Raw genomic sequence first — 20,795 nt, 5'->3', positions numbered from 1 at the left:
GGGGCCACGCCATGAATGTTCTGTCTTCCGTCGACACCAAGAAGCTTGAGGCTGCTGAGATCGTGGATGAGCTCTGGTACAAGGACGCCATTATCTATCAGCTCCACGTCAAGGCCTTCGCCGACAGCAACAATGACGGGATCGGCGATTTCGCCGGCCTGACCGAGAAGCTGCCCTATCTGCAGGAGCTCGGCGTCACCGCGCTGTGGCTTTTGCCGTTCTACCCCTCGCCCGGCCGCGACGACGGCTACGACATCGCCGACTACGGCTCGGTCAATCCCGATTTCGGGACGATGAAGGACTTCAAGCGTTTCATCCAGGAAGCGCAGAAGCGCGGCCTGCGCGTCATCACCGAACTCGTCGTCAACCACACCTCGGACCAGCACAAATGGTTCAAGCGCGCGCGCCGCAGCCATCCCGGCTCCAGCGCCCGCAACTGGTATGTCTGGAGCGACACCGACCAGAAATACCAGGGCACGCGCATCATCTTCACCGACACCGAAAAGTCGAACTGGACCTGGGATCACGAGGCCGGCGCGTTCTACTGGCACCGCTTCTTCTCGCACCAGCCCGATCTCAATTTCGACAATCCGCGCGTGGTCAGCGCGCTCATCCAGGTGATGAAGCGCTGGCTGGACGCCGGCGTCGACGGCTTCCGGCTCGACGCCATTCCCTATCTGTGCGAACGCGACGGCACCAACAACGAGAACCTCCCCGAGACGCATGCGATCATCAAGCGCCTGCGCCACGAGCTGGATTCCTACTCCAAGGGCAAGCTGCTGCTCGCGGAGGCCAATCAATGGCCGGAGGACGTGCAGGAATATTTCGGCCGCGGCGACGAGTGCCACATGGCCTACCACTTCCCGCTGATGCCGCGCATCTACATGGCGATCGCGCAGGAGGACCGCTTTCCGATCACCGACATTCTGCGCCAGACGCCGGACATTCCGGCAAGCTGCCAATGGGCGCTGTTCCTGCGCAACCATGACGAGCTGACGCTGGAGATGGTCACCGACGTCGAGCGCGATTATCTCTGGACCACCTACGCCAACGATCCCCGTGCCCGCATCAATGTCGGCATCCGCAGGCGCCTTGCGCCGCTGATGGACAATGACCGGCGCAAGATCGAGCTGATGAACTCGCTGCTGCTGTCCTTCCCCGGCACGCCGATCATCTATTACGGCGACGAGATCGGGATGGGCGACAACATCTATCTCGGCGACCGCAACGGCGTCCGCACGCCGATGCAGTGGAGCCCTGACCGCAACGGCGGCTTCTCACGCTGCGACCCGGCCCGCCTCTACGCGCCGCTGATCATGGATCCCGTCTACGGCTACGAATCGGTGAATGTGGAGGCGCAGTCGCGCAGCCTGTCGTCGTTGCTCAGCGCCACCAAGCGGCTGATCTCGGTGCGCAAGTCGACGCTCGCTTTCGGCCGCGGCACCATGACCTTCATCCGCCCGGCCAATCGCGCCGTGCTCGCCTATGTCCGCCAATACCGCGACGAGGTGATCCTCTGCGTCGCCAATTTGTCGCGCGCAGCGCAAGCGACCGAGCTCGACCTGTCGCCTTGGAAGGACCGCATCCCGCAGGAGATGCTGGGACGGACGCGTTTTCCGGCGATCGGCGAACTGCCCTACATGATCACGCTGGGGCCCTACGGCTTCTACTGGTTCCAGCTCCAGGAGCGTGACAAGTCCGAGCCGGTGACGCCGCGCGCGGTGCCAGAGTTCGAGACGCTGGTGGTGCCGGTGAACTCGAACTGGGTGTCGCTCGCCCGCGAGCGCGGCGTGTTCGAGCGCGACGTGCTGCCGGGATTCTTGTCGCGGACGCGGTGGTATCCCGAGCACAATCCCAAGCACATCAAGACCGCGCTGACCTCGGCGGTGCCGTTCTGCGACATCGGCGACAACAGGCCCTGGATCGCGTTCTTTGAGAGGCCGGACCAGGACGCTGCACCGCGTTACGTGCTGCCGATGCAGATCGAGTGGGTGCGCTTCGACCGCGAGCGGTTCAACCCGAAGGCGCTCGCCGCCGTGCGCCAGGGCGCGCGCGAGGGCACGCTGCTCGACGTGGCGACCGATCAGATCTTCATCGGCCTGTTCCTGCGCAACCTGTCGCAGAACCTGGTGGTGGAAGAGAACAATCTGCGGCTGGAGTTCAAGGCGACCAGCCGATTCGCCGATTACACCATCAAGGAGCCCGAACGCATCCGCGCGATCGAGCAATCGAACAGCACCGCGCTGGTCGACAACCAGTACGTCGCCAAGCTCTACCGCCAGCTCGAAAGTGGCATCAATCCCGAGATCGAGATCGGCCATTATCTCACCGAGGTCGCGCGCTTTGCCAATACGCCGGCGTTGCTCGGCAGCGTCGAGCTGGTCGAAGGCGATCAGCGCAGCACGCTCGGCGTGCTCCATGCCTATGTCGAGAACCAGGGTGACGGCTGGACCGTGACCACGGGTTATCTCGATCGCTATATCGACGAGCAACGCGTGTTGTCGGCAGGCGAAGCGCCGCGCGAGACCCAGGAGCAAGCGCCTTATCTGCACTTCATCGCGCAGATCGGCCGGCGGCTCGGCGAGTTGCATGTTGCCCTGGCGGCGGCAAAGCCGGACGATCTCGCCCCGGAGCCGATCGGCTCTGCGCACGTCAAACGCCTCGTGTCCGACCTCAAGGCGCGGGCCGAGCGGATTTTCGAACGGCTGGCCGACAGCCGCGACGGCCTGCGGGAGGCGGACCGGCCGCTGATCGACCAGCTCGCCGCCGTGCGCGCGTCCCTGCCCGCCACCCTGAATGCGCTATTGCCTTCCGGGATCGGCGGGCTGAACATCCGTCATCATGGCGACTTCCGCCTCGGGCAGACTCTGATCGTGAAGGACGATATCTTCATCATCGACTTTGACGGCAATCCCCGTGTGCCGCTGGCCGACAAGCGGCGCAAGCTGCCTGCCGCGCGCGACGTCGCCGGCCTGATCCGCTCGATCGATCTTTCGGTTAACGCGGCGCTGAGCCGCGCACTCACGGGTGCCTCCGACGAGCAGGGCCGGATCACCGCCGCGCTCGACGAATGGCGCGAGCGAACCGCCGCAACCTTCCTGTCCGCCTATCGCGAGGCCGTGACCGATCGACGGCTGTGGCCGGAGGATCGGCAATCCGCAGAAGGCCTGTTAAGGTTTTTCCTGCTTGATCAAGCCTTCGATGAAGTAGAGTACGAGCTGTCCAACCGGCCTGAGGGGCTCCATGCGCCGCTGACCGGACTGCTTCGCATTCTGTCCAGTGCCGGGAGCGAAGCCCATGCCTAAACTGCCTGCCGAGGCCTATGCGATCATCGAGGGCCGCCACTCCGACCCCTTCCACTATCTCGGGCTGCATCCCGAGGGCGGTAAAAGCGTGGTGCGCGCCTTTCTCCCCGAGGCCTCAAATGTCGAGGCAGTCGGCGAGCGTGGCGAAGTCGCTCCGCTCGACCGCGTGCACGATTCCGGCCTGTTCATCGGGGCCCTGCCCAATGGCTCGAAGCACTATCAGCTGCGCGCAAAATTCGGCGGCAACGTCGTCGAGTTCGAGGACGCCTACCGCTTTCCGCCGATCCTGACCGATTTCGACCTCTATTTGCTGGGCGAAGGCACCGATCAGCGCCTTTACGACAAGCTCGGGGCGCATCCGATGCGGCTCGAGGGCATCGACGGCATCGGCTTCGTGGTGCTGGCGCCGAACGCACGCCGCGTTTCCGTGGTCGGCGATTTCAATTTCTGGGACGGACGTCGCCATCCGATGCGGGTGCGCGGCGCCGGGTATTGGGAATTGTTCATTCCGCATGCCAAAGCCGGCGATCACTACAAGTTCGAGATCATCGGGCCGCACGGCCATCTGCTTCCGCTGAAATCAGACCCGATGGCCTTTGCCAGCGAAGTCCGGCCGAAGACGGCCTCCATCGTGTTCGACGAGGCGGATCTGGCGCGTCCGCGCCCGGCGCCTGACGGCATCAACGCGCTGTCGGCGCCGATGTCGATCTACGAGGTCCATCTCGGCTCGTGGCGTCGCAAGAACGGCGATGAATGGCTGACCTATCGCGAGCTGGCCGAACAGTTGCCGGCCTATGCCCGCGACATGGGCTTCACCCATCTCGAATTCCTGCCCGTGAGCGAGCATCCCTTCGATGGCTCCTGGGGCTATCAGCCGACCGGCCTCTATGCGCCGACCAGCCGCTTCGGCACGCCGGAGGATTTTGCTGCCCTCGTCGATGCCTGCCACCGCGAAGGCGTCGGCGTGCTGCTCGATTGGGTGCCCGGTCACTTCCCCGACGATCCCCACGGGCTCGGCAGCTTCGACGGCACCGCGCTCTACGAGCACGCCAACCCGCTCCAGGGCCGCCATCTCGACTGGGGCACCTTGATCTATAATTACGGCCGCACCGAAGTGACGAACTTCCTGGTGTCGAACGCGCTGTTCTGGATGGAGCGTTATGCCATTGACGGCTTACGCGTCGATGCCGTCGCGTCCATGCTCTATCTCGACTACAGCCGGCCGCCCGGCGCCTGGATCCCGAACCAATATGGCGGCCGCGAAAACATCGAGGCGATCAACTTCCTGCGCCGCTTCAACACGGAAGTATTCGCGCGCTTCCCGCAGGCGACCACGGCGGCCGAGGAATCCACGGCCTGGCCGCAGGTCTCACGCCCGGTCGAATTCGGCGGGCTCGGCTTCGGCTACAAGTGGAACATGGGCTGGATGCACGACACGCTGAACTACATCAGCAAGGATCCGATCCATCGCAAGCACCATCACGGCGACATCCTGTTCGGCCTGCACTACGCCTTCTCGGAAAACTTCATCCTGCCGCTCTCGCATGACGAGGTCGTGCACGGCAAGCGCTCGATCCTCGGCCGCATGCCCGGCGACGAGTGGCAGCGCTTTGCGAATTTGCGCGCCTATTACAGTTTCATGTTCGGCCATCCCGGCAAGAAGCTGTTGTTCATGGGCGCGGAAATCGCCCAGAGCCGCGAATGGAATCACGACCAGTCGCTCGACTGGCACCTGCTCGAATACAAGTATCATTCCGGCATCCAGTCACTGATCCGCGACCTCAACCGGCTCTACCGCGCGGTGCCGGCGCTGCACCAGATGGACTGCGACCAGGCCGGCTTCGAATGGCTGATCACGGATGATGCCAACCGCAACGTGTTCGCCTGGCTGCGCAAGGGATTCGACGAGCAGGCGCGGTGTCTCGTCATCATCAACTTCTCTCCCAATGTCTATCGCAACTATCGCGTTCGCGTGCCCTTTGCCGGCAAATGGAAGGAAGTGTTCAATTCGGACTCCGCCCATTATGGCGGCAGCAATGTCGGGAACATCGGCGAGGTTCATGCCGTTGAAGGCAAGGCGCCCGAGCTCCGCCTCACCATTCCGCCGCTCGCCGCGATCTTCCTCGTTCCGGAAAGCTGACACATGCGCCTGACTGCTGGATCGCCTGCACGCCTCGGCGCAAGCTGGGACGGACGCGGCACCAATTTCGCGCTGTTCTCCGCGAACGCACAGAGGGTGGAACTCTGCCTGTTCGACGCGCAAGGCCGCCGCGAGCTCGAACGCATCGAGCTGCCTGAAAGAACCGAGGATGTCTGGCACGGCTATCTCAACGACGTCTCGCCCGGCCAGCTCTACGGCTATCGCGTGCACGGCCCCTACGAGCCCGAGCACGGCCACCGCTTCAACGCGAACAAGCTGCTGCTCGATCCCTATGCCAAGCGGCTCGCGGGACGCCTGGTCTGGAGCGATGCGCATTTTGCCTACCGCACCGGAAGCGCGCGCGAGGATCTCTCCTTCGACCGGCGCGACAATGCCCGCGGCATGCCCAAGGCCGTCGTGGTCGACGAGACCTTCAACTGGGGCCGCCGCGAGATCCGTCCCAACATCCCATGGGAAGACACCGTCATCTACGAGGCTCACGTCAAGGGTTTGACCCAGAAGCGCGACGACGTGCCACCGAACCTGCGGGGCACCTATGGCGGGCTGTCTTCGCCGGCGATGATCGAGCACCTGAAGAAGCTCGGCGTCACCACGGTCGAGCTGCTGCCGGTGCACAGCTTCGTCGACGACCGCATCCTGGTGGAGAAGAAGCTCGCCAATTACTGGGGCTACAACTCGCTCTCGTTCTTCGCGCCGGAGCTGCGCTACGCCCAGGACAACGCGCTCGACTCCTTCCGCACCACGGTGGCGCGCCTGCACGATGCCGGCATCGAGGTGATGCTCGACGTCGTCTACAACCACACCGCCGAAGGCAACCATCTTGGTCCGACGCTGTGCTACCGCGGCATCGACAACGCCTCCTATTACTGGCTCAACCGCGAGAACCCGCGCTATTACGACGACTTCACCGGTTGCGGCTCGTCGGTCAATCTCACCCATCCGCGCGTGCTGCAGATGGTGATGGATTCCTTGCGCTACTGGGTCGAGGTCTGCCACGTCGACGGCTTCCGCTTCGACCTCGCCACCACGCTCGCGCGCGGACCGAACGGTTATGATCGCGGCATCTCGTTCCTGACCGCGATCCGGCAGGATCCGGTGCTCGCGACGGTCAAGCTCGTCGCCGAACCCTGGGACCTTGGCCTCGGCGGTTACCAGGTCGGCGCATTCCCCTCGCAATGGTCGGAATGGAATGATCGCTATCGCAGCGCCATGCGCCGCTACTGGAGCGGCGAAGGCAGCCTGATCGGCGACATCTCCAGCCGGATGACGGCATCCTCCGACCTGTTCAACCATGACGGACGGCGGCCGCGCGCCAGCATCAATCACATCACCGTCCACGACGGCTTCACGCTCGCCGACCTCTTCAGCTACAACGAGAAGCACAACGAGGCCAACGGCGAGGACAACCGCGACGGCTCCAACGACAACCACAGCAACAATTGCGGTGTCGAGGGTCCGACCGACGATCCTGATATCATCGCCCTGCGCCGCCAGCTTCGCAAGAACGTGCTGGCCTGTCTGATGCTGGCGCAGGGTGTTCCGCTGATCCTCGCCGGCGACGAGGTCGGCAACTCGCAATCCGGCAACAACAACGCCTATTGCCAGGACAACGAGATCGGCTGGGTCGGCTGGGACAATCTCGGCAAAGAGGGCGACGACATGGTCGATTTCGTCGGCCATCTCGCCGACATCCGCCGCCGGTTCTCGCAACTTCGCAGCCATCGCTGGCTCGACGGCCGCCCCGCAGACGGCGTGTCGTACGGCGCATTGTGGCTGACACCTGCGGGTGACGAGATGACGGAGAACGACTGGAAATTCCCGGAGGGGAGATTCCTCTCCTATGTGATGGGCCCGATGGAACCGGGTGGGGCCGCGATCTTTATCGTACTGAACGCCGCCCCCGAAGAGATCGCATTCAAATTGCCCAAAATGCCCGAATACAAGAGCTGGCAGCAGATCTTGAACACGACCGATGCCAAGCTGAATACGGTCGAGTTCCCGCCCGGGAGCGATAGCAAGGCGCCGCCGCGCTCCGTACTCGCCTTCGCGGGGGCGCTATGAGGCCATCCTTCGGGGCGAGGCCGACAAAGGACGGCGTGTCGTTCCGCCTGTGGGCGCCTGGCGCTCGCCGTGTCGACCTCCTGCTCGACCGAAGACACGCGATGCAGCGCCGGCAGGATGGCTGGTACGTGGCGGATATTTCCGGCCTCACCGCCGGCAGTCCCTACAAGTTCAGGATCGACGACGAGATCGAGGTACCCGATCCCGCCTCGGCCTTTCAGCCCGAGGATGTGTTCGGCCCGAGCGAGGTGATCGATCACGACGCCTTTTCGTGGCGTGCGCGCGATTGGCGCGGCCGGCCCTGGGAAGAGACCGTGCTGATCGAGACCCATGTCGGCACCTTCACCTCCCAAGGCACTTACCGCGCCATGATCGACAAGCTCGATCATCTTGTCGCAACGGGCATCACCGCGCTGGAATTGATGCCGCTGGCCGATTTCGCCGGGCGCCGCGGCTGGGGCTATGACGGCGTGCTGTGGTACGCGCCCGACAGCGCCTATGGCCGGCCCGAAGACCTGAAGACGCTGATCGACGAAGCGCATCTGCGCGGGCTGATGGTATTCCTCGACGTCGTCTACAATCATTTCGGGCCCGAGGGGAATTATCTCGGCCGCTATGCTCCGACCTTCTTCACCGATGCTCACACGCCCTGGGGCAGTGCGATCGACTATCGCGTGCCGCAGGTGCGCGCATTCGCGGTCGAGAACGCGCTGTCCTGGCTCAGCGACTACCGTTTCGACGGCCTGAGGCTGGATGCCGCCAATCACATCATGGCAATCCCCGGCGAGCAGTCGATGCTGCAGGACCTCAGCGTCGCCGCCGGCGAGCTTGCCAAGGCCACGGGGCGGCGCATCCATCTCGTGCTGGAGAACGGCGACAATCGCGCCAGCCTGCTCGACGCGGCGCAGGAGCCGCCGAATGGCAAATATCGGGGACAGTGGAACGACGATTATCACCACGTCTGGCACGTGATGCTGACCGGCGAGCTCGCCGGATACTACGCGGATTATCAAACGCCACGGCTCGATCTCGCCCGCGCGCTGGCCTCCGGCTTCGTCTACCAGGGCGAGGTTTCGGAGTTCTGGGGCAAGAAGCCGCGCGGCGAGCCGAGCGGCAAGCTGCCGCCGGCGACCTTCGTCAATTTCCTGCAAAACCACGACCAGATCGGCAATCGTCCGCTCGGCGACCGGCTCGAGAGCCTGGCATCATCGCAGCAGATCGAAGCGGCGCTTGCAGTGACACTGCTCGCGCCGATGGTGCCGATGCTGTTTCAGGGTGAGGAATGGGGCTCCACGGCGCCTTTTCCGTTCTTCTGCGATTTCCACGGCGAACTCGCCGATGCCGTCCGCAAGGGGCGTAAGCAGGAATATGCCTGGGCTTACGAGAAGTACGGCGACGAGGTGCCCGACCCGCTCGATCCGGCAACGCTGCAATCGGCCGTGCTCGACTGGACCGGCCGCACCCCGCAGCAGGACGCGCGGCTCGCGCTGGTCCGGGAGCTGCTCGCGCTTCGCCGCAAGGAGATCATGCCGCGGCTGAGGGGCGCGAGTTTCGGCGAAGCCGAGGCGGCCGACAGCGGCCTGCTCACCGCGCATTGGCGCATGGGCGACGGCACGGTGCTGCGCCTGACCGCCAACTTGTCGGACCACGAGATCGTCTCCAATGTCAGCGCGGGTACGCCGATCTGGGGCGGCGAGACCGGCGACCGGCTTCCGCCCTGGTCGGTGATCTGGCGCCTCGGAGGTTAGGATGCCTCCCGCCATTCCGCTCGCGACCTATCGGCTTCAGCTCACCGCGGATTTCGACTTCGACAAGGCGGCCGCGGTGGTCCCCTATCTGAAGGCGCTGGGGATCACGCATCTCTATGCCTCGCCGGTGATGAAGGCGCGCAAGGGCTCGACCCATGGCTACGACACCGTCGATCACAGCCAGTTCAATCCGGAGCTTGGCGGCGAGGCCGGCTTCGCCCGGCTGAGCGAGGCGCTGACCAAGCACGACCTCGGCCTCATCATCGACTTCGTACCCAACCATGTCGGCGTGCATTTTGCCGACAATCCCTGGTGGCTCGACGTGCTGGAATGGGGCCAGGCTTCGCCCCACGCGGTCTCCTTCGACATCGACTGGGATCAGCTCGCCTATCGCGCCCGCGGCGGTGTGCTGCTGCCCATCCTCGGCGCGTCCTATGGCGAGGCGCTCGAGCGCGGCGACATCGAGCTACGCTACGATCCGGACCAGGGAAGCTTCTCTGCCTGGTATTTCGAGCATCGCCTGCCCGTCGCGCCGGAGCGCTATGGCGAGATGCTGCGCATGATCGTGAAGGAAGCGGATGCCGCCGAGACGGAGGCCGGCGAACTTCTGCTGTCGCTTGCGGCGCGCTATACGGGATTGCGTCGTCCCAATCGCAAGGAGGCACCGGCGTTCAAGACCGAGCTCAGGGAGATCCCTGGTGCTGCCGAGGTGATCGCACGCGGCCTTGCCGCCTATCGTGCCGCCAAGGATCGTCCCGCGCAGACGCTGGCGCTGCACCATCTGCTGGAGCGCCAGCACTACAAGCTCGGGCACTGGCGGCTTGCCTCCAGCGATATTAACTATCGCCGCTTCTTCGACGTCAACGGGCTCGCAGGTCTGCGCGTCGAGGACGCGAGCACCTTCGCCGCCACGCACCGGCTGGTGAAGCAGCTCATCGCCAGCGGCAAGCTGCAGGGCATCCGGCTCGATCACATCGACGGCCTGCGCGACCCCGCGCAATATTGCCAGCGGCTGCGCCGGCTGGTGCGCGACGCGCAAGGAAATACAAAGCCGTTCTACACCGTGATCGAGAAGATCCTGTGCGAGCACGAACGCCTGCCGCACCTCGCCGGCGTTCAGGGCACCACCGGCTATGAGTGGATGAACGTCATCACCCATGCGCTGGTCGAGGCCGGGGGCCTGGGGGCGCTGGACGAGACCTGGCGGCAGGTCAGCAACCGGCCGCCGCGGCTTGCGCCTTACGTCAAGGACGCCAAGCGGCGCGTGCTGGAGACGCTGCTCACCAGCGAATTCACCGTGCTGACCCGCCTGCTCGCGCGCATCGCCAACGGGCATTATTCGACGCGCGATTTCTCCGCCGACAGTTTGCGGCAGGCGCTGGAGCTCTATGTGCTGCATTTCCCGGTGTACCGCACCTATCTGACCAATAGCGGCCCGACCGCGCCCGATCGCAAGCTGATCGATGACACCATCGCGCGCGCCCGCGCGGAATGGTTCGCCGCGGACGAAGGCATCTTCGACTTCCTGCGCGACGCGCTGACCATGGACCTGCTCAAGCCCGGCCGCCCCCCGCACAGCGCCCCGCGCGTGCGTCGTTTCGCGCTGAAGGTGCAGCAATTCACCGGGCCGATGATGGCGAAGTCGCTGGAGGACACCGCGTTCTATCAATTCCACCGGCTGCTCGCGCTGAACGAGGTCGGCGGCGATCCCGCCAGCACCGGGCTCACGATTTCCGCCTTCCACGAGACCATGCAGGCCCGCGCCAAGGAATGGCCATTGGGAATGACGGCGACCGCCACCCACGACACCAAGCGCGGCGAGGACGCCCGCGCGCGCATTGCGGCGATCAGCGAGATTCCCGGCGAATGGACCAGCGCGGTGGCGCGATGGAAGGTGCTGAACGCGCCACACCTCACGCTCCATGGCAATTACCGCGCGCCGTCGGCGACGTTCGAATACATGCTCTACCAGACCCTGCTCGGAGCCTGGCCGCTGCAGGGACCGGTCGATGCCGGCTTCGTCGAGCGCATCCAGGCCTATGCGCTGAAGGCCGCGCGCGAGGGCAAGGAAGAGACGAGCTGGCTCAACCCGCATGAAGCCTATGAGAACGGCGTCAAGAGCTTCATCGACAAGATTCTCGATCCCGCACTATCCGGTGAATTCCTGGATTCACTGCAAACGCTGGCCCGGCGCCTGGCGCTGCTCGGCGCCTTGAATTCTCTGAGCCAGCTCACCCTCAAGGCCACCCTGCCCGGCGTGCCCGACTTCTACCAGGGCACCGAGTTCTGGGACCTGTCACTGGTCGACCCCGACAACCGTCGCCCGGTCGATTTTGGCGCGCGGCACGCGGCGCTGAGGTCACTGGACGATCCGGATTGGCGTAGCCTGACCAAGAGCTGGCCCGACGGCCTGATCAAGCTGGCCTGGACACGGCGTCTTCTCGAGCTGCGCAATGAACTCGCCGACGTCTTCGCTCAAGGCGACTATCAACCGCTGGCGGTGCGCGGCGCCCATGCCGACCATGTCATTGCCTACGCCCGGCGCCATGGCCGCGCTGCGGCGATCGTCGTGGTCGGGCGCCAGTTCGCGCCGTTTACCCAAGCGGGCCGGGAATGGCCCGCGGTGGAGGGAATTGACGCGACCGTCGATATCACGGGCTATGCCGCGACGGGCCATGAGGGCCACGAACTGCCGGTCACGCAGGCTTTCCATGATTTTCCCGCCGCCGTCATCGAGGCCCGCACGGCAAGCGCCATCAGGCCCGCGCGCCCGCGCGTGCGCGCCTGAAGCTACTTTCCGTCGTCCTTGGTCAGCAGCAACTGCCCGCGCTTCCTGATCGTGGCCTGCGCCATCTCGGCAAAGCGCTGCAACAGCCAGGGCAGCACCACCTGGACCTTGACATGGTCTTCGGCGACGTCGACCTGACCCGTCGCGATCTGCCCGAGCGCGCGAATGCGAAAGGCCATGCTGTCGCCGGTCCAGCGCTCCTCCTCGACCTGCATCACCGGAATGCTGGCTGCCGCCCGGCCGAGCCCGGTCTTGAGCCGGCGGACCGCCTCCTCGCGGCCGAGATGATGCGGAATTGAAACGACAAGCGGTGCTGACATGGCCCTGCCCCGTGATGATCGATCCTCACATAGTCATGCCGGACGACGCGGCAAAGGTTCCATGCAACTTGGACCTGTGGCCCTGTTTCAAAAACGGAACCTAAAACCCTGCGGCAAGTTGCCCTCGCACGAGGGGACAGGTGCAAACGACCCTTGCAACAAAGGGCTGAGGAGATTCGCATGTCAATCGGTACGATCATTCTGATCATTCTGGTCATCGCCCTGCTTGGCGGCTTCAGCGGCATCGGCGGCGGCCCGTTCTACGGCACCGGCTATTACGGCGGCGGCGGCCTCGGACTGGTCATCGTCATTCTGCTGATCCTGCTGCTGATGGGACGGATCTAGCGACCCAGCGAGGATTTCGTAGGGTGGGCAAAGGCGCTCTTGCGCCGTGCCCACCTTCCCTCGCCGCAACAAGAAGGTGGTGGGCACGCTTCGCTTTGCCCACCCTACGAGTGTCGCGGCTGGAGCGGGGACTGCGCCGTCTAATCCACCCTACTTCATCTTCTCCGCAAGCTTCTTGATCGCCGCCTTGATCGACGCGGCCGCATCGTCATAGCCCTCCCACGCCTTCGACCGCGGCAGCAGGCCCGGCACGGTCCGCAGCGTATAGCGCTTCGGATCGAGATCGCTCTTCACCTGCGCCCACGTGACGGGCATCGAAACCGTGGCTCCGGCCCGTGCACGCGGCGACAGCGGGGCCACCGCCGTCGACATCCGGTCGTTACGGAGATAGTCGAGGAAGATCTTCCCCTTGCGTAGCTTCTTCGACATGTTGAGCAGATAGCGCTCTGGATCGTCGTCGGCCATCCACTGGCAGACGCCCTGCGCGAAGGCCTTGGCTTCCTTCCAGCTCACCTTGTCGCGCGCGCCGTGAAGCAGCGGCACCACCACATGCAGGCCCTTGCCGCCCGTGGTCTTGCAGAAGCTCTCCATGCCGAGGTCTGTGAGCCGCTGACGCATGTCCTTGGCGGCCTCGACGACATCGGCGAACTCCACATCCGGCGCCGGATCGAGATCGAACACCAGCCGGCCCGGCGTATCGTAGGCATCAGGCGCGCAATTCCAGGGATGCAGCTCGACGCCGCCGATCTGCGCGACGGCGGCCAGCCCTTCGACGCGATCGATCTGCAAATACGGCTTGCGATCGCCCGAGACCTTGGCCAGCTCGAGCAAATTCGAGGTGCCCTGCATGGCATGACGCTGGAAGAACGTCTCGCCGCCGATGCCGTCGGGCGCACGCACGATCGAGCACGGCCGCCCTTTCAGATGTTCGATCATCCAGGCGCCGACCGCCTCGAAATAGCGCGCGAGATCCAGCTTCGTCACGCCCTCGCCGTCACCGCCGTCGGGCCACAGCTCCTTGTCCGGCTTGGAGATGACGACGCCCATCACCTCGGCGGTGCCGGTGTCCTTCGATCGCTTGGCTGTCTTCGCCGCGCGCTTGCGGGGCGTGGGCTCGGCGAGCTCGGTGTCGACAGGCGTCTCCGCCTCGACTTCCTCGGCGGGCTTGTCCTGCCGCAGGCCCTTGAACGCGGCCTGGCGGATATTGCCGTCGGCGGTGAAGCCGGCGAACTCGATCTCGGCGACGAGTTCCGGCTTCAGCCAGTGCACCTCGCGGCTCTTCTTCGGCGCGTTCTTGCCGCCGAAGGGGCTCTCCTTGGCCTCCATGGCCTTCAGGGACGGCATGATGCGCTTGACCTTGTCCGCGCCGAAGCCGGTGCCGACCATGCCGACGAAGACAAGATGATCGCCGCGATGCACGCCGGCCATCAGCGAACGGAATTTGCCGTTGGTGGTCTTGTAGCCGCCGATCACGACCTCATGGCCAGCACGGCACTTTGCCTTGGTCCAACTCTCGGTGCGGCCGGAGCGATAGGGCGCCTCCAGCTTCTTTGACACCACGCCCTCCAGCTCGAGCTTGCAGGCCGATTGCAGCACCGCATCGCCGCCGCTCTCGAAATGCTCGACATAGCGGATCTGAGCCGATTTCCGCCTGCGCGCTCCCAGCAGCTGTTTCAGCCGCGCCTTGCGCTCGCCGAGCGGCAGACGCCGAAAATCGAGATCCTCCGCGAACAGGAGGTCAAAGGCAAAGAAGATCAGCTCTTCAGTCTTGCCGTCCGACAGCGCGGCCTGGAGCGAGGAGAAATTCGGCGCACCGTCGTGATCGAGCGCCACGATCTCCCCGTCGATCATCACGTCCGGCAGCGCAGCCGCCTCGTTCGCGATCGAGGCGAACTTGTCGGTCCAGTCGAGGCCCTTGCGCGTCTTCAGCGTCGCCTTGCCGTCCTCGACCCGGAGCTGCACGCGGTAGCCGTCGAATTTGATCTCGTGGCACCAGCCCTCGCCACCCGGCGGCCGCTCGACCGACGTGCAGAGCTGCGGCGGCACGAAGTCCGGCATCTCGGTGACCTTCTTGCCACTGATGGCAGTTGTGGCCTTCTTCGCCGCCCCGCTCTTAGAGATCTTGCCGCCCTTCAATGCCGTACGTGGCGCCGGCTTGACCGTTTGCCCTTTCGCTTCCTCGGCCCGGTTGGATTGCCAGACCGCGTCGGCCTTGGTCTTGGCACCCTTGGCCAGCATGAACGGTTTTGGCGCGCGCCCCTTGCCCTCGGCGATCTGCTCCATCGCACGGCCGGAGGCGACCGATTTGTCCTCGTCGAGAATGTCGTTCTTGGCCCCTTCGCGGACGAATTCGTCGCGGTGCTTGATCAAGAGCCAGTTGGTGCGCTTGCCGCCGGTACGGTCGTTGCGCATGCGCACAAGGACCCAGCTTCCCTGCAGCTTGTCCCCATGCAGGGTGAACTTCAGATCGCCCTTCTTGAAGCCGCGTTCGGGATCTTCCGACTCCCAGGTGCCGCGATCCCACAGCATCACCGTGCCGCCGCCGTACTGCCCTTCCGGAATCGTGCCTTCGAAATCGCCATAGTCGAGCGGATGGTCCTCGACCTCGACCGCCAGCCGCTTGTCGTGCGGATCGAGCGAGGGACCCTTGGTCACCGCCCAGGACTTGAACACGCCGTCGAATTCGAGCCTGAGATCATAATGCAGCCGGCTCGCATCGTGCTTCTGGATCACGAAGCGCCGCTGCTTCGACGGCGTCACCGCCGTCTTGCCCGACGGCTCCGGTGTCTTCTCGAAATCACGCTTCTGTCGGTAAGTGGAGAGTTTTTGCAGCACGACCGGTCCCGCTTCTCTTTCGGGGATTCAAGCCTATCACGGCCAAAGTCCCATCCGGAACCAAAACCCCGCGGGGCGGTTGGGGTTCCAAAACGCCTTGAAAACGCTGGAGAATGGAATGGCCCCGCGCGCCTATTGGAAGGGAACGTTGAAGCTCTCGCTGGTCAGCTGCCCGGTCGTGCTTTATCCGGCGACCACGGCGGCCGAGAAGACGCGGTTTCATCTGATCAACCGCGAGACCGGCAACCGGCTCAAGCAGCAGATGATCGATGCCGAGACCGGCGATGTCGTCGAGAGCGACCAGAAGGGCCGCGGCTACGAGCTGCGCAAGGGCAAATATGTCGAGATCGAGCCGGAGGAGCTCGAGGCGGTCCAGATCGAGAGCAACCATACCATCGACATCGAGAGCTTCGTGCCGAGCGATGAGATCGACCAGCGTTACCTCAACCATCCCTATTATCTTGCACCCGACGGCAAGGCCGCGGTCGATGCCTTTGCGGTGATCCGCGACGCCATGAAGGACCAGGAGCGCGTGGCGCTCGCCAAGATCGTGCTCACCAACCGCGAACACATCATGGCGATCGAACCGCTCGGCAAGGGCCTGCTCGGCACCACGCTGCGCTTTCCTTACGAGCTGCGCGACGAGGACCAGTTCTTCGAAGACATCAAGAGCCCGAAGATCACCAAGGACATGGTCGAGCTCGCGGGCCACATTCTCCAGACCAAGGCCGCCCATTTCGACCCCGGCAAGTTCAAGGACGAGTACGAGAACGCGCTGAAGGCGCTGGTGAAACGCAAGGCCAGCGGCAAGAAGATCGAGCTGCCGGAGCCCGAGGAGCGCCCCAGCAACGTCGTCAGCCTGATGGATGCGCTGAAGCAGAGCCTGAAAGGACGTGGCGGCAAGAAGACGGCCGCGAAGTCGCATGCGCGGCGGGCAACTGGACGGCAGCGGGCCGCGAAGAAGACGCATCGGTCCACGGCGCGACATCGGAAGGCGGGTTGAGGGGATCGCTCGCCCGACACTCGATATCGTAGGGTGGGCAAAGCGGAGCGTGCCCACCACCTTTATCAAAATCGCGAGAATGGTGGGCACGGCGCTTTGCGCCTTTGCCCACCCTACGGGCTGTCGAAGTCGGAGCCTAGTCCCCCGCCTTCAACCGGTACCCGATCCCCGTCTCGGTCAGCACAAATTGCGGCCGCTCCGGGTCGGCTTCGATCTTCTGGCGGAGCTGGCGGACATAGACGCGTAAGTATTGCGCGTCGGTCAATTCGTCCCAGAGCTCCCTCAGCAGGAAGCGGTGGGTGAGCACCTTGCCGGCGTGCTGCACCAGCACGCGCAGGAGGTCGTATTCCTTCGGCGACAGCTTCACCTCGCGCTCGCCGACCTTGACGATGCGGCGCACGAGATCGACCGAGAGATCACCGCTGCGAAACACCGGGCGTTCGCCCTGGACCTGGAGCTGGTGCCGCAGCGCCGCGCGCAGGCGGGCCAGCAGCTCGTCCATGCCGAACGGCTTGGTCAGATAATCGTCGGCGCCGAGATCGAGCGCCTGTACCTTGCCGGCTTCGTCGCCACGGCTCGACAACACCACGATCGGCACGCCTTCGTTGCGTGCGCGGATGGTGCGCAGCAGCTCGTGTCCCTGCACGTCGGGCAGACCGAGATCGAGGATGATCAGCGCCGGCTCCTCGACGAGCTTCTCCAGTGCGATCTTGCCGTTCGACGCTTCCAGGATCTCATAGCCTTGCGTCGTCAGCCCCATCCGCAGCAATTTGCGGATCGGCGGCTCGTCGTCGATGACCAGGACCTTGATCGGGGCAGCGCTCATGCGGCGGTATCCAATGCGCGGCTCTCTGCCGGAACGGGAAGACGGATGGTGAGGACAGCGCCACTGCGGTCGCTGCGGTTGGCGGCCGAGATCGTGCCCCGCATCGCCTCGACGAAGCCGCGCGAGATGGCGAGCCCGAGCCCCGTGCCGGGACGGACGTGATCGCCTTTCTGAACGCGGTAGAACTTGTCGAACACGCTCTCGAGCTCATCAGGCGGGATGCCGGCCCCCTCGTCCGCGATCTCGAGCACGACATGATCGCTGTCACGCCGGCTGCGGATCGAGATTGTGGTCTCGGGTGGCGAATATCTCGCAGCGTTGTCGAGCAGGTTGAACAGCACCTGCTCGAACAGCACCGCATCGAGCTGCAGCATCGGCAGATCGGCGGCCAGCACCAGCTCGACCTCGTGTGCGGTGAGAATCTTGGCTGCACGCCGCAGCGCGCTGCCCACGATCTCACCGAGATCGTGCAGCGCCGCGTTGGGCACGACGGCACCCGACTCGAGCTTGGTCATGTCGAGCAGATTGGCGATGAAGCGGTTCAGCCGCTCGGATTCGTCGATCACGGTCGCGAGCAGGTCGCGCTTCTCGGTGTCGGAAAGCGCGCCGGCGAGATCGCGCATGGTGGAGGCCGCCCCCAGCACCGAGGCGAGCGGCGTCTTTAAATCGTGCGAGATCGAGGTCAGGAGCGCCGAGCGCAGCCGCTCGGATTCGACGGTGCGCTTGACGCGGTCCATGTCCTCGACCAGCAGCACGCGCTCGATCGCGAGCGCGCCCTGGTCGACCAGCGCATCGAGCAGGCGGCGCTGGTCCGGCGTCAGCAGCGGACCGGTGCGGTCGTCGTCAATGCCGATCACCCCGATCGGGCCGCGCCCGGTGCGCATCGGCAGGAACAGCCGTTTTGCACCCGGCAGCGTGTCCGAGCCGCGGCCGGCGGGGCGGTCGTTGCTCCAGGCCCAGTTGGCGGCGGCGAGATCGGCCTGATCGAGCTCGTCCTCGGGCGGATAGCCGGATTTCACCGTGAGCAGACCTGCTTCCGGCAGCAGCAAAACCACCCGGACTTTCAGCATCAACGCGATCTGGTAGGCCGTCGCCCACAGCACGTCGTCGAGCGTTGCGGTGCCGGCGAGCTTGCGGCTGAAGGCGTAGAGCTGCTCGCTCATCCTGATCCGGCCGATGGCGGCATCGGCCTGGGTGCGCACGCGCGCCGCAACATTGGAGACGAGCATGGCCACCACCATGAACAGCACGAAGGCGGCGACGTTGGTCGGGTCGGTGATCGTGAAGGTGTGGATCGGCGGCAGGAAGAAGAAATTGTAACAGAGCGAGGCCGCGACAGTCGCCAGCAGCGACGGCCATAGTCCGTAGCGGACCGCGACCGCCACCACCGCCGTCAGCAGCACGAGGTCGACGTTCTCGATGCCGAACCGCGGCTGAATCAGCTCGGCGGCGCCAAGGCCGATCAGCACGATGCCGAGCGCCTTCAGATAAGGCAACGGATTGAACGGCTCGGACCGCACGGCGGTCTGCACCGCCGTCTTGGGCGCCCCCTCGCCCGGCAGCTCGTCGCCGGCGATGACATGAACCGTGATGTTGCCGGCGCGGCGAACCAGATCATGGACGACCGAGCCGCGTGTCATCTCGAACCAGCGCGAGCGGGTCGATTTGCCGATCACGATCTGGGTGACGTTGTTGCCTTGCGCGAAATTGACGACGTCGTCGGCGATGCGGCGACCGACCGCCGGAATGGTCAACGCCTCGCCGCCGAGCGATTCCGCGAGCCGCAGCGTATCGGCCAGCCGGTCGCGCTGCTCATCGGACAATTGCAGCGATCGCCGCGTCTCGATCGAAACCGCGGTGAAGGGGGCATGCAGCCGGTCCGCCAGCCGCTTGGTGTAGCGGACGAGACCGGCGGCGCGCGGATCCTCGCTGACGCAGACGAGAATGCGCTCGCCGACGGCCCAGGGCCCGGGAATCGCGTTGGCCTGCATGTGGTTGAGGAGCTGCTCGTCGACCCGCTCCGCCGTGCGGCGCAAAGCGAGCTCGCGCAACGCCGTCAGGTTCCCCGGCGAAAAATAATGCTCCAGCGCACGCTCGGCCTGCTTGGGCACATAGACCTTGCCCTCCTTCAGGCGCTGGATCAAATCGTCGGGCGTGAGGTCGATCAGCTCGATCGCGTCGGCGCGATCGAACACCGAGTCCGGCACGGTCTCGCGTACCCTGACATGGGTGATCTGGGCGACGACGTCGTTCAGGCTCTCGATGTGCTGGATGTTGACGGCGGTGTAGACATCGATGCCCTGGGACAGCAATTCCTCGACGTCGAGATAGCGCTTGGGATGGCGGCAAAGGGGCGCATTGGTGTGGGCGAGCTCGTCGACCAACGCGATCTGCGGCCGGCGCGCGATCACCGCATCGAGATCCATCTCCTCGACGATCTGCCCGCGATAGTCCAGCCGCTTGCGCGGGACCACTTCGAGACCGCGCACCAGCGCCTCGGTCTCGGCGCGGCCGTGGGTCTCGACGAAACCGACCACGACGTCGATGCCGGCCTTGCGCTTGGCGTGGGCGCTTTGCAGCATCTCGTAGGTTTTGCCGACGCCGGGGGCGGCGCCGACGAAAACCTTCAGCTTGCCGCTTGCGCTCCCTTCCCGCCGCGCCGCTTCCAGCAGCGCCTCGGGCGACGGACGTTGTTCGGGATCGCGGCGCTCTCGGACCATTTTGCCAATATAATCATCTGCGTGACGCGAGCCTAGACCGCTACCTGGCGGCGGCGCGATCCAGCGAGAGATTCAGTGCCAGAACGTTAACCCTGGGTTCGCCAATCAGACCGAACAAGCGGCCTTCGGTATTGGCGGTCACGATCTGCTTGACCTGATCCTCCGGCATATTCCGCGCCCTGGCCACGCGCGGCACCTGGAATTGCGCCGCTTCCGGCGAGATATCAGGATCGAGGCCGCTGGCGGAGGTTGTCACCAGATCGACCGGCACGGCAGCGTTCGGATTCTCAGCCTTGAGCTTGTCTACATCTTCCCTGAGCCGGTCGGCCAACACCTTGCTGGTCGGGCCGAGGTTGGAGCCACCGGAATTGGCGGCGTTGTACGGCGCCGGCACCGTCTTGGTCGGATCGTTCGGGTCGGGCGCCACCGTCGCCGAGAGACGGCCGTGGAAGTATCTGTTGTCCCTGAACTCCTGCCCGATCAGGGCGGAGCCGATCACCTTGCCGTCCTTCTCGATCAGGCTGCCTTGAGCCTGCGCCGGGAAGAGCGCGCCGGCGATGGCCGTCATCGCCAGCGGATAGGCAAGGCCGGTGATGGCGGTGAGCACCAGCAAGAGGACGATGGCGGGGCGGATTTCTCTGAGCATGTTGGTCTCCTAAGTCTTCGTCATGGCGCGCGGCGCC

The 20,795-nt window shown here is 64.9% G+C and carries 12 protein-coding genes; 7 read left to right on the top strand and 5 right to left on the bottom strand.

Annotation, left to right across the window (positions count from 1 at the left end; translation table 11 throughout):
- Window positions 1-11 precede the first annotated feature (11 nt).
- Genes treS through treY form a run of 5 tightly spaced genes read left to right on the top strand, consistent with a single transcriptional unit; the run spans window position 12 to window position 12,063 of the window.
- The gene (treS, locus tag GDN70_RS09980; protein ID WP_152102459.1) at window positions 12-3,305 is read left to right on the top strand and encodes a maltose alpha-D-glucosyltransferase; all 3,294 of its coding nucleotides are present in this window, start codon (window positions 12-14) and stop codon (window positions 3,303-3,305) included.
- Window positions 3,298-5,445, top strand: a complete 2,148-nt coding sequence (gene glgB, locus GDN70_RS09975; protein ID WP_028145676.1) for a 1,4-alpha-glucan branching protein GlgB — start codon at window positions 3,298-3,300, stop codon at window positions 5,443-5,445. Before treS ends, glgB begins: the two co-directional genes overlap by 8 nt.
- Before the next feature lie 3 nt (window positions 5,446-5,448).
- A complete protein-coding gene (gene glgX / locus GDN70_RS09970) occupies window positions 5,449-7,527 on the top strand; it encodes a glycogen debranching protein GlgX (protein WP_152102458.1) in 2,079 nt (692 codons plus the stop codon).
- The gene (treZ, locus tag GDN70_RS09965) at window positions 7,524-9,275 is read left to right on the top strand and encodes a malto-oligosyltrehalose trehalohydrolase (protein WP_152102457.1); all 1,752 of its coding nucleotides are present in this window, start codon (window positions 7,524-7,526) and stop codon (window positions 9,273-9,275) included. Before glgX ends, treZ begins: the two co-directional genes overlap by 4 nt.
- Before the next feature lies 1 nt (window position 9,276).
- Window positions 9,277-12,063 (top strand): malto-oligosyltrehalose synthase, encoded by a 2,787-nt coding sequence (gene treY / locus GDN70_RS09960; protein WP_152102456.1) that lies wholly within the window; start codon window positions 9,277-9,279, stop codon window positions 12,061-12,063.
- 2 nt (window positions 12,064-12,065) lie between these two features.
- Here treY and GDN70_RS09955 read toward each other — a convergent pair whose 3' ends face one another.
- Window positions 12,066-12,383: a polyhydroxyalkanoic acid system family protein gene (locus GDN70_RS09955; RefSeq protein WP_028145680.1), complete on the bottom strand. Its 318-nt coding sequence runs from the start codon at window positions 12,381-12,383 to the stop codon at window positions 12,066-12,068.
- A gap of 180 nt (window positions 12,384-12,563) precedes the next feature.
- On the opposite strand from GDN70_RS09955, the gene GDN70_RS09950 reads away from it, so the two are divergent.
- Window positions 12,564-12,728 (top strand): DUF3309 family protein, encoded by a 165-nt coding sequence (locus tag GDN70_RS09950; RefSeq protein WP_018318514.1) that lies wholly within the window; start codon window positions 12,564-12,566, stop codon window positions 12,726-12,728.
- A 150-nt stretch (window positions 12,729-12,878) separates the two neighbouring features.
- Here the strand turns inward: GDN70_RS09950 and ligD are convergent, their stop codons facing one another.
- Complete coding sequence (gene ligD / locus GDN70_RS09945; RefSeq protein WP_152102455.1) at window positions 12,879-15,563, bottom strand: DNA ligase D; 2,685 nt, start codon at window positions 15,561-15,563, stop codon at window positions 12,879-12,881.
- 118 nt (window positions 15,564-15,681) lie between these two features.
- Between ligD and GDN70_RS09940 the strand changes: the two genes are divergently transcribed.
- Window positions 15,682-16,566 (top strand): Ku protein, encoded by an 885-nt coding sequence (locus GDN70_RS09940; RefSeq protein WP_028145682.1) that lies wholly within the window; start codon window positions 15,682-15,684, stop codon window positions 16,564-16,566.
- A 136-nt stretch (window positions 16,567-16,702) separates the two neighbouring features.
- On the opposite strand, the gene GDN70_RS09935 is transcribed toward GDN70_RS09940, so the two are convergent.
- The 3 genes from GDN70_RS09935 to GDN70_RS09925 are packed head-to-tail and all read right to left on the bottom strand — an operon-like array spanning window position 16,703 to window position 20,758.
- The gene (locus tag GDN70_RS09935) at window positions 16,703-17,392 is read right to left on the bottom strand and encodes a response regulator (RefSeq protein WP_028145683.1); all 690 of its coding nucleotides are present in this window, start codon (window positions 17,390-17,392) and stop codon (window positions 16,703-16,705) included.
- Window positions 17,389-20,112, bottom strand: a complete 2,724-nt coding sequence (locus GDN70_RS09930) for a sensor histidine kinase KdpD (RefSeq protein WP_152102454.1) — start codon at window positions 20,110-20,112, stop codon at window positions 17,389-17,391. The genes GDN70_RS09935 and GDN70_RS09930 overlap by 4 nt, the downstream gene beginning before the upstream one ends.
- Window positions 20,113-20,152: 40 nt before the next feature.
- The gene (locus GDN70_RS09925; RefSeq protein WP_152102453.1) at window positions 20,153-20,758 is read right to left on the bottom strand and encodes a K(+)-transporting ATPase subunit C; all 606 of its coding nucleotides are present in this window, start codon (window positions 20,756-20,758) and stop codon (window positions 20,153-20,155) included.
- Between the last annotated feature and the right edge of the window lie 37 nt (window positions 20,759-20,795).

This window comes from Bradyrhizobium sp. TM102, assembly GCF_009176685.1.
In the GTDB taxonomy this organism is placed as follows: domain Bacteria; phylum Pseudomonadota; class Alphaproteobacteria; order Rhizobiales; family Xanthobacteraceae; genus Bradyrhizobium; species Bradyrhizobium ottawaense.
The sequence above is the reverse complement of the archived record's forward strand: the minus strand, read 5'-3'. Positions and strand labels throughout refer to the sequence as shown.

Bases quoted from the DNA above. Each gene is read 5' to 3' on its own strand.
- GDN70_RS09950 (WP_018318514.1), top strand. From the start codon at position 12,564: ATGTCAATCGGTACGATCATTCTGATCATTCTGGTCATCGCCCTGCTT.
- GDN70_RS09955 (WP_028145680.1), bottom strand. From the start codon at position 12,383: ATGTCAGCACCGCTTGTCGTTTCAATTCCGCATCATCTCGGCCGCGAG.
- GDN70_RS09935 (WP_028145683.1), bottom strand. From the start codon at position 17,392: ATGAGCGCTGCCCCGATCAAGGTCCTGGTCATCGACGACGAGCCGCCG.
- glgB (WP_028145676.1), top strand. From the start codon at position 3,298: ATGCCTAAACTGCCTGCCGAGGCCTATGCGATCATCGAGGGCCGCCAC.
- treY (WP_152102456.1), top strand. From the start codon at position 9,277: ATGCCTCCCGCCATTCCGCTCGCGACCTATCGGCTTCAGCTCACCGCG.
- glgX (WP_152102458.1), top strand. From the start codon at position 5,449: ATGCGCCTGACTGCTGGATCGCCTGCACGCCTCGGCGCAAGCTGGGAC.
- GDN70_RS09925 (WP_152102453.1), bottom strand. From the start codon at position 20,758: ATGCTCAGAGAAATCCGCCCCGCCATCGTCCTCTTGCTGGTGCTCACC.
- GDN70_RS09930 (WP_152102454.1), bottom strand. From the start codon at position 20,112: ATGGTCCGAGAGCGCCGCGATCCCGAACAACGTCCGTCGCCCGAGGCG.
- GDN70_RS09940 (WP_028145682.1), top strand. From the start codon at position 15,682: ATGGCCCCGCGCGCCTATTGGAAGGGAACGTTGAAGCTCTCGCTGGTC.
- treZ (WP_152102457.1), top strand. From the start codon at position 7,524: ATGAGGCCATCCTTCGGGGCGAGGCCGACAAAGGACGGCGTGTCGTTC.
- treS (WP_152102459.1), top strand. From the start codon at position 12: ATGAATGTTCTGTCTTCCGTCGACACCAAGAAGCTTGAGGCTGCTGAG.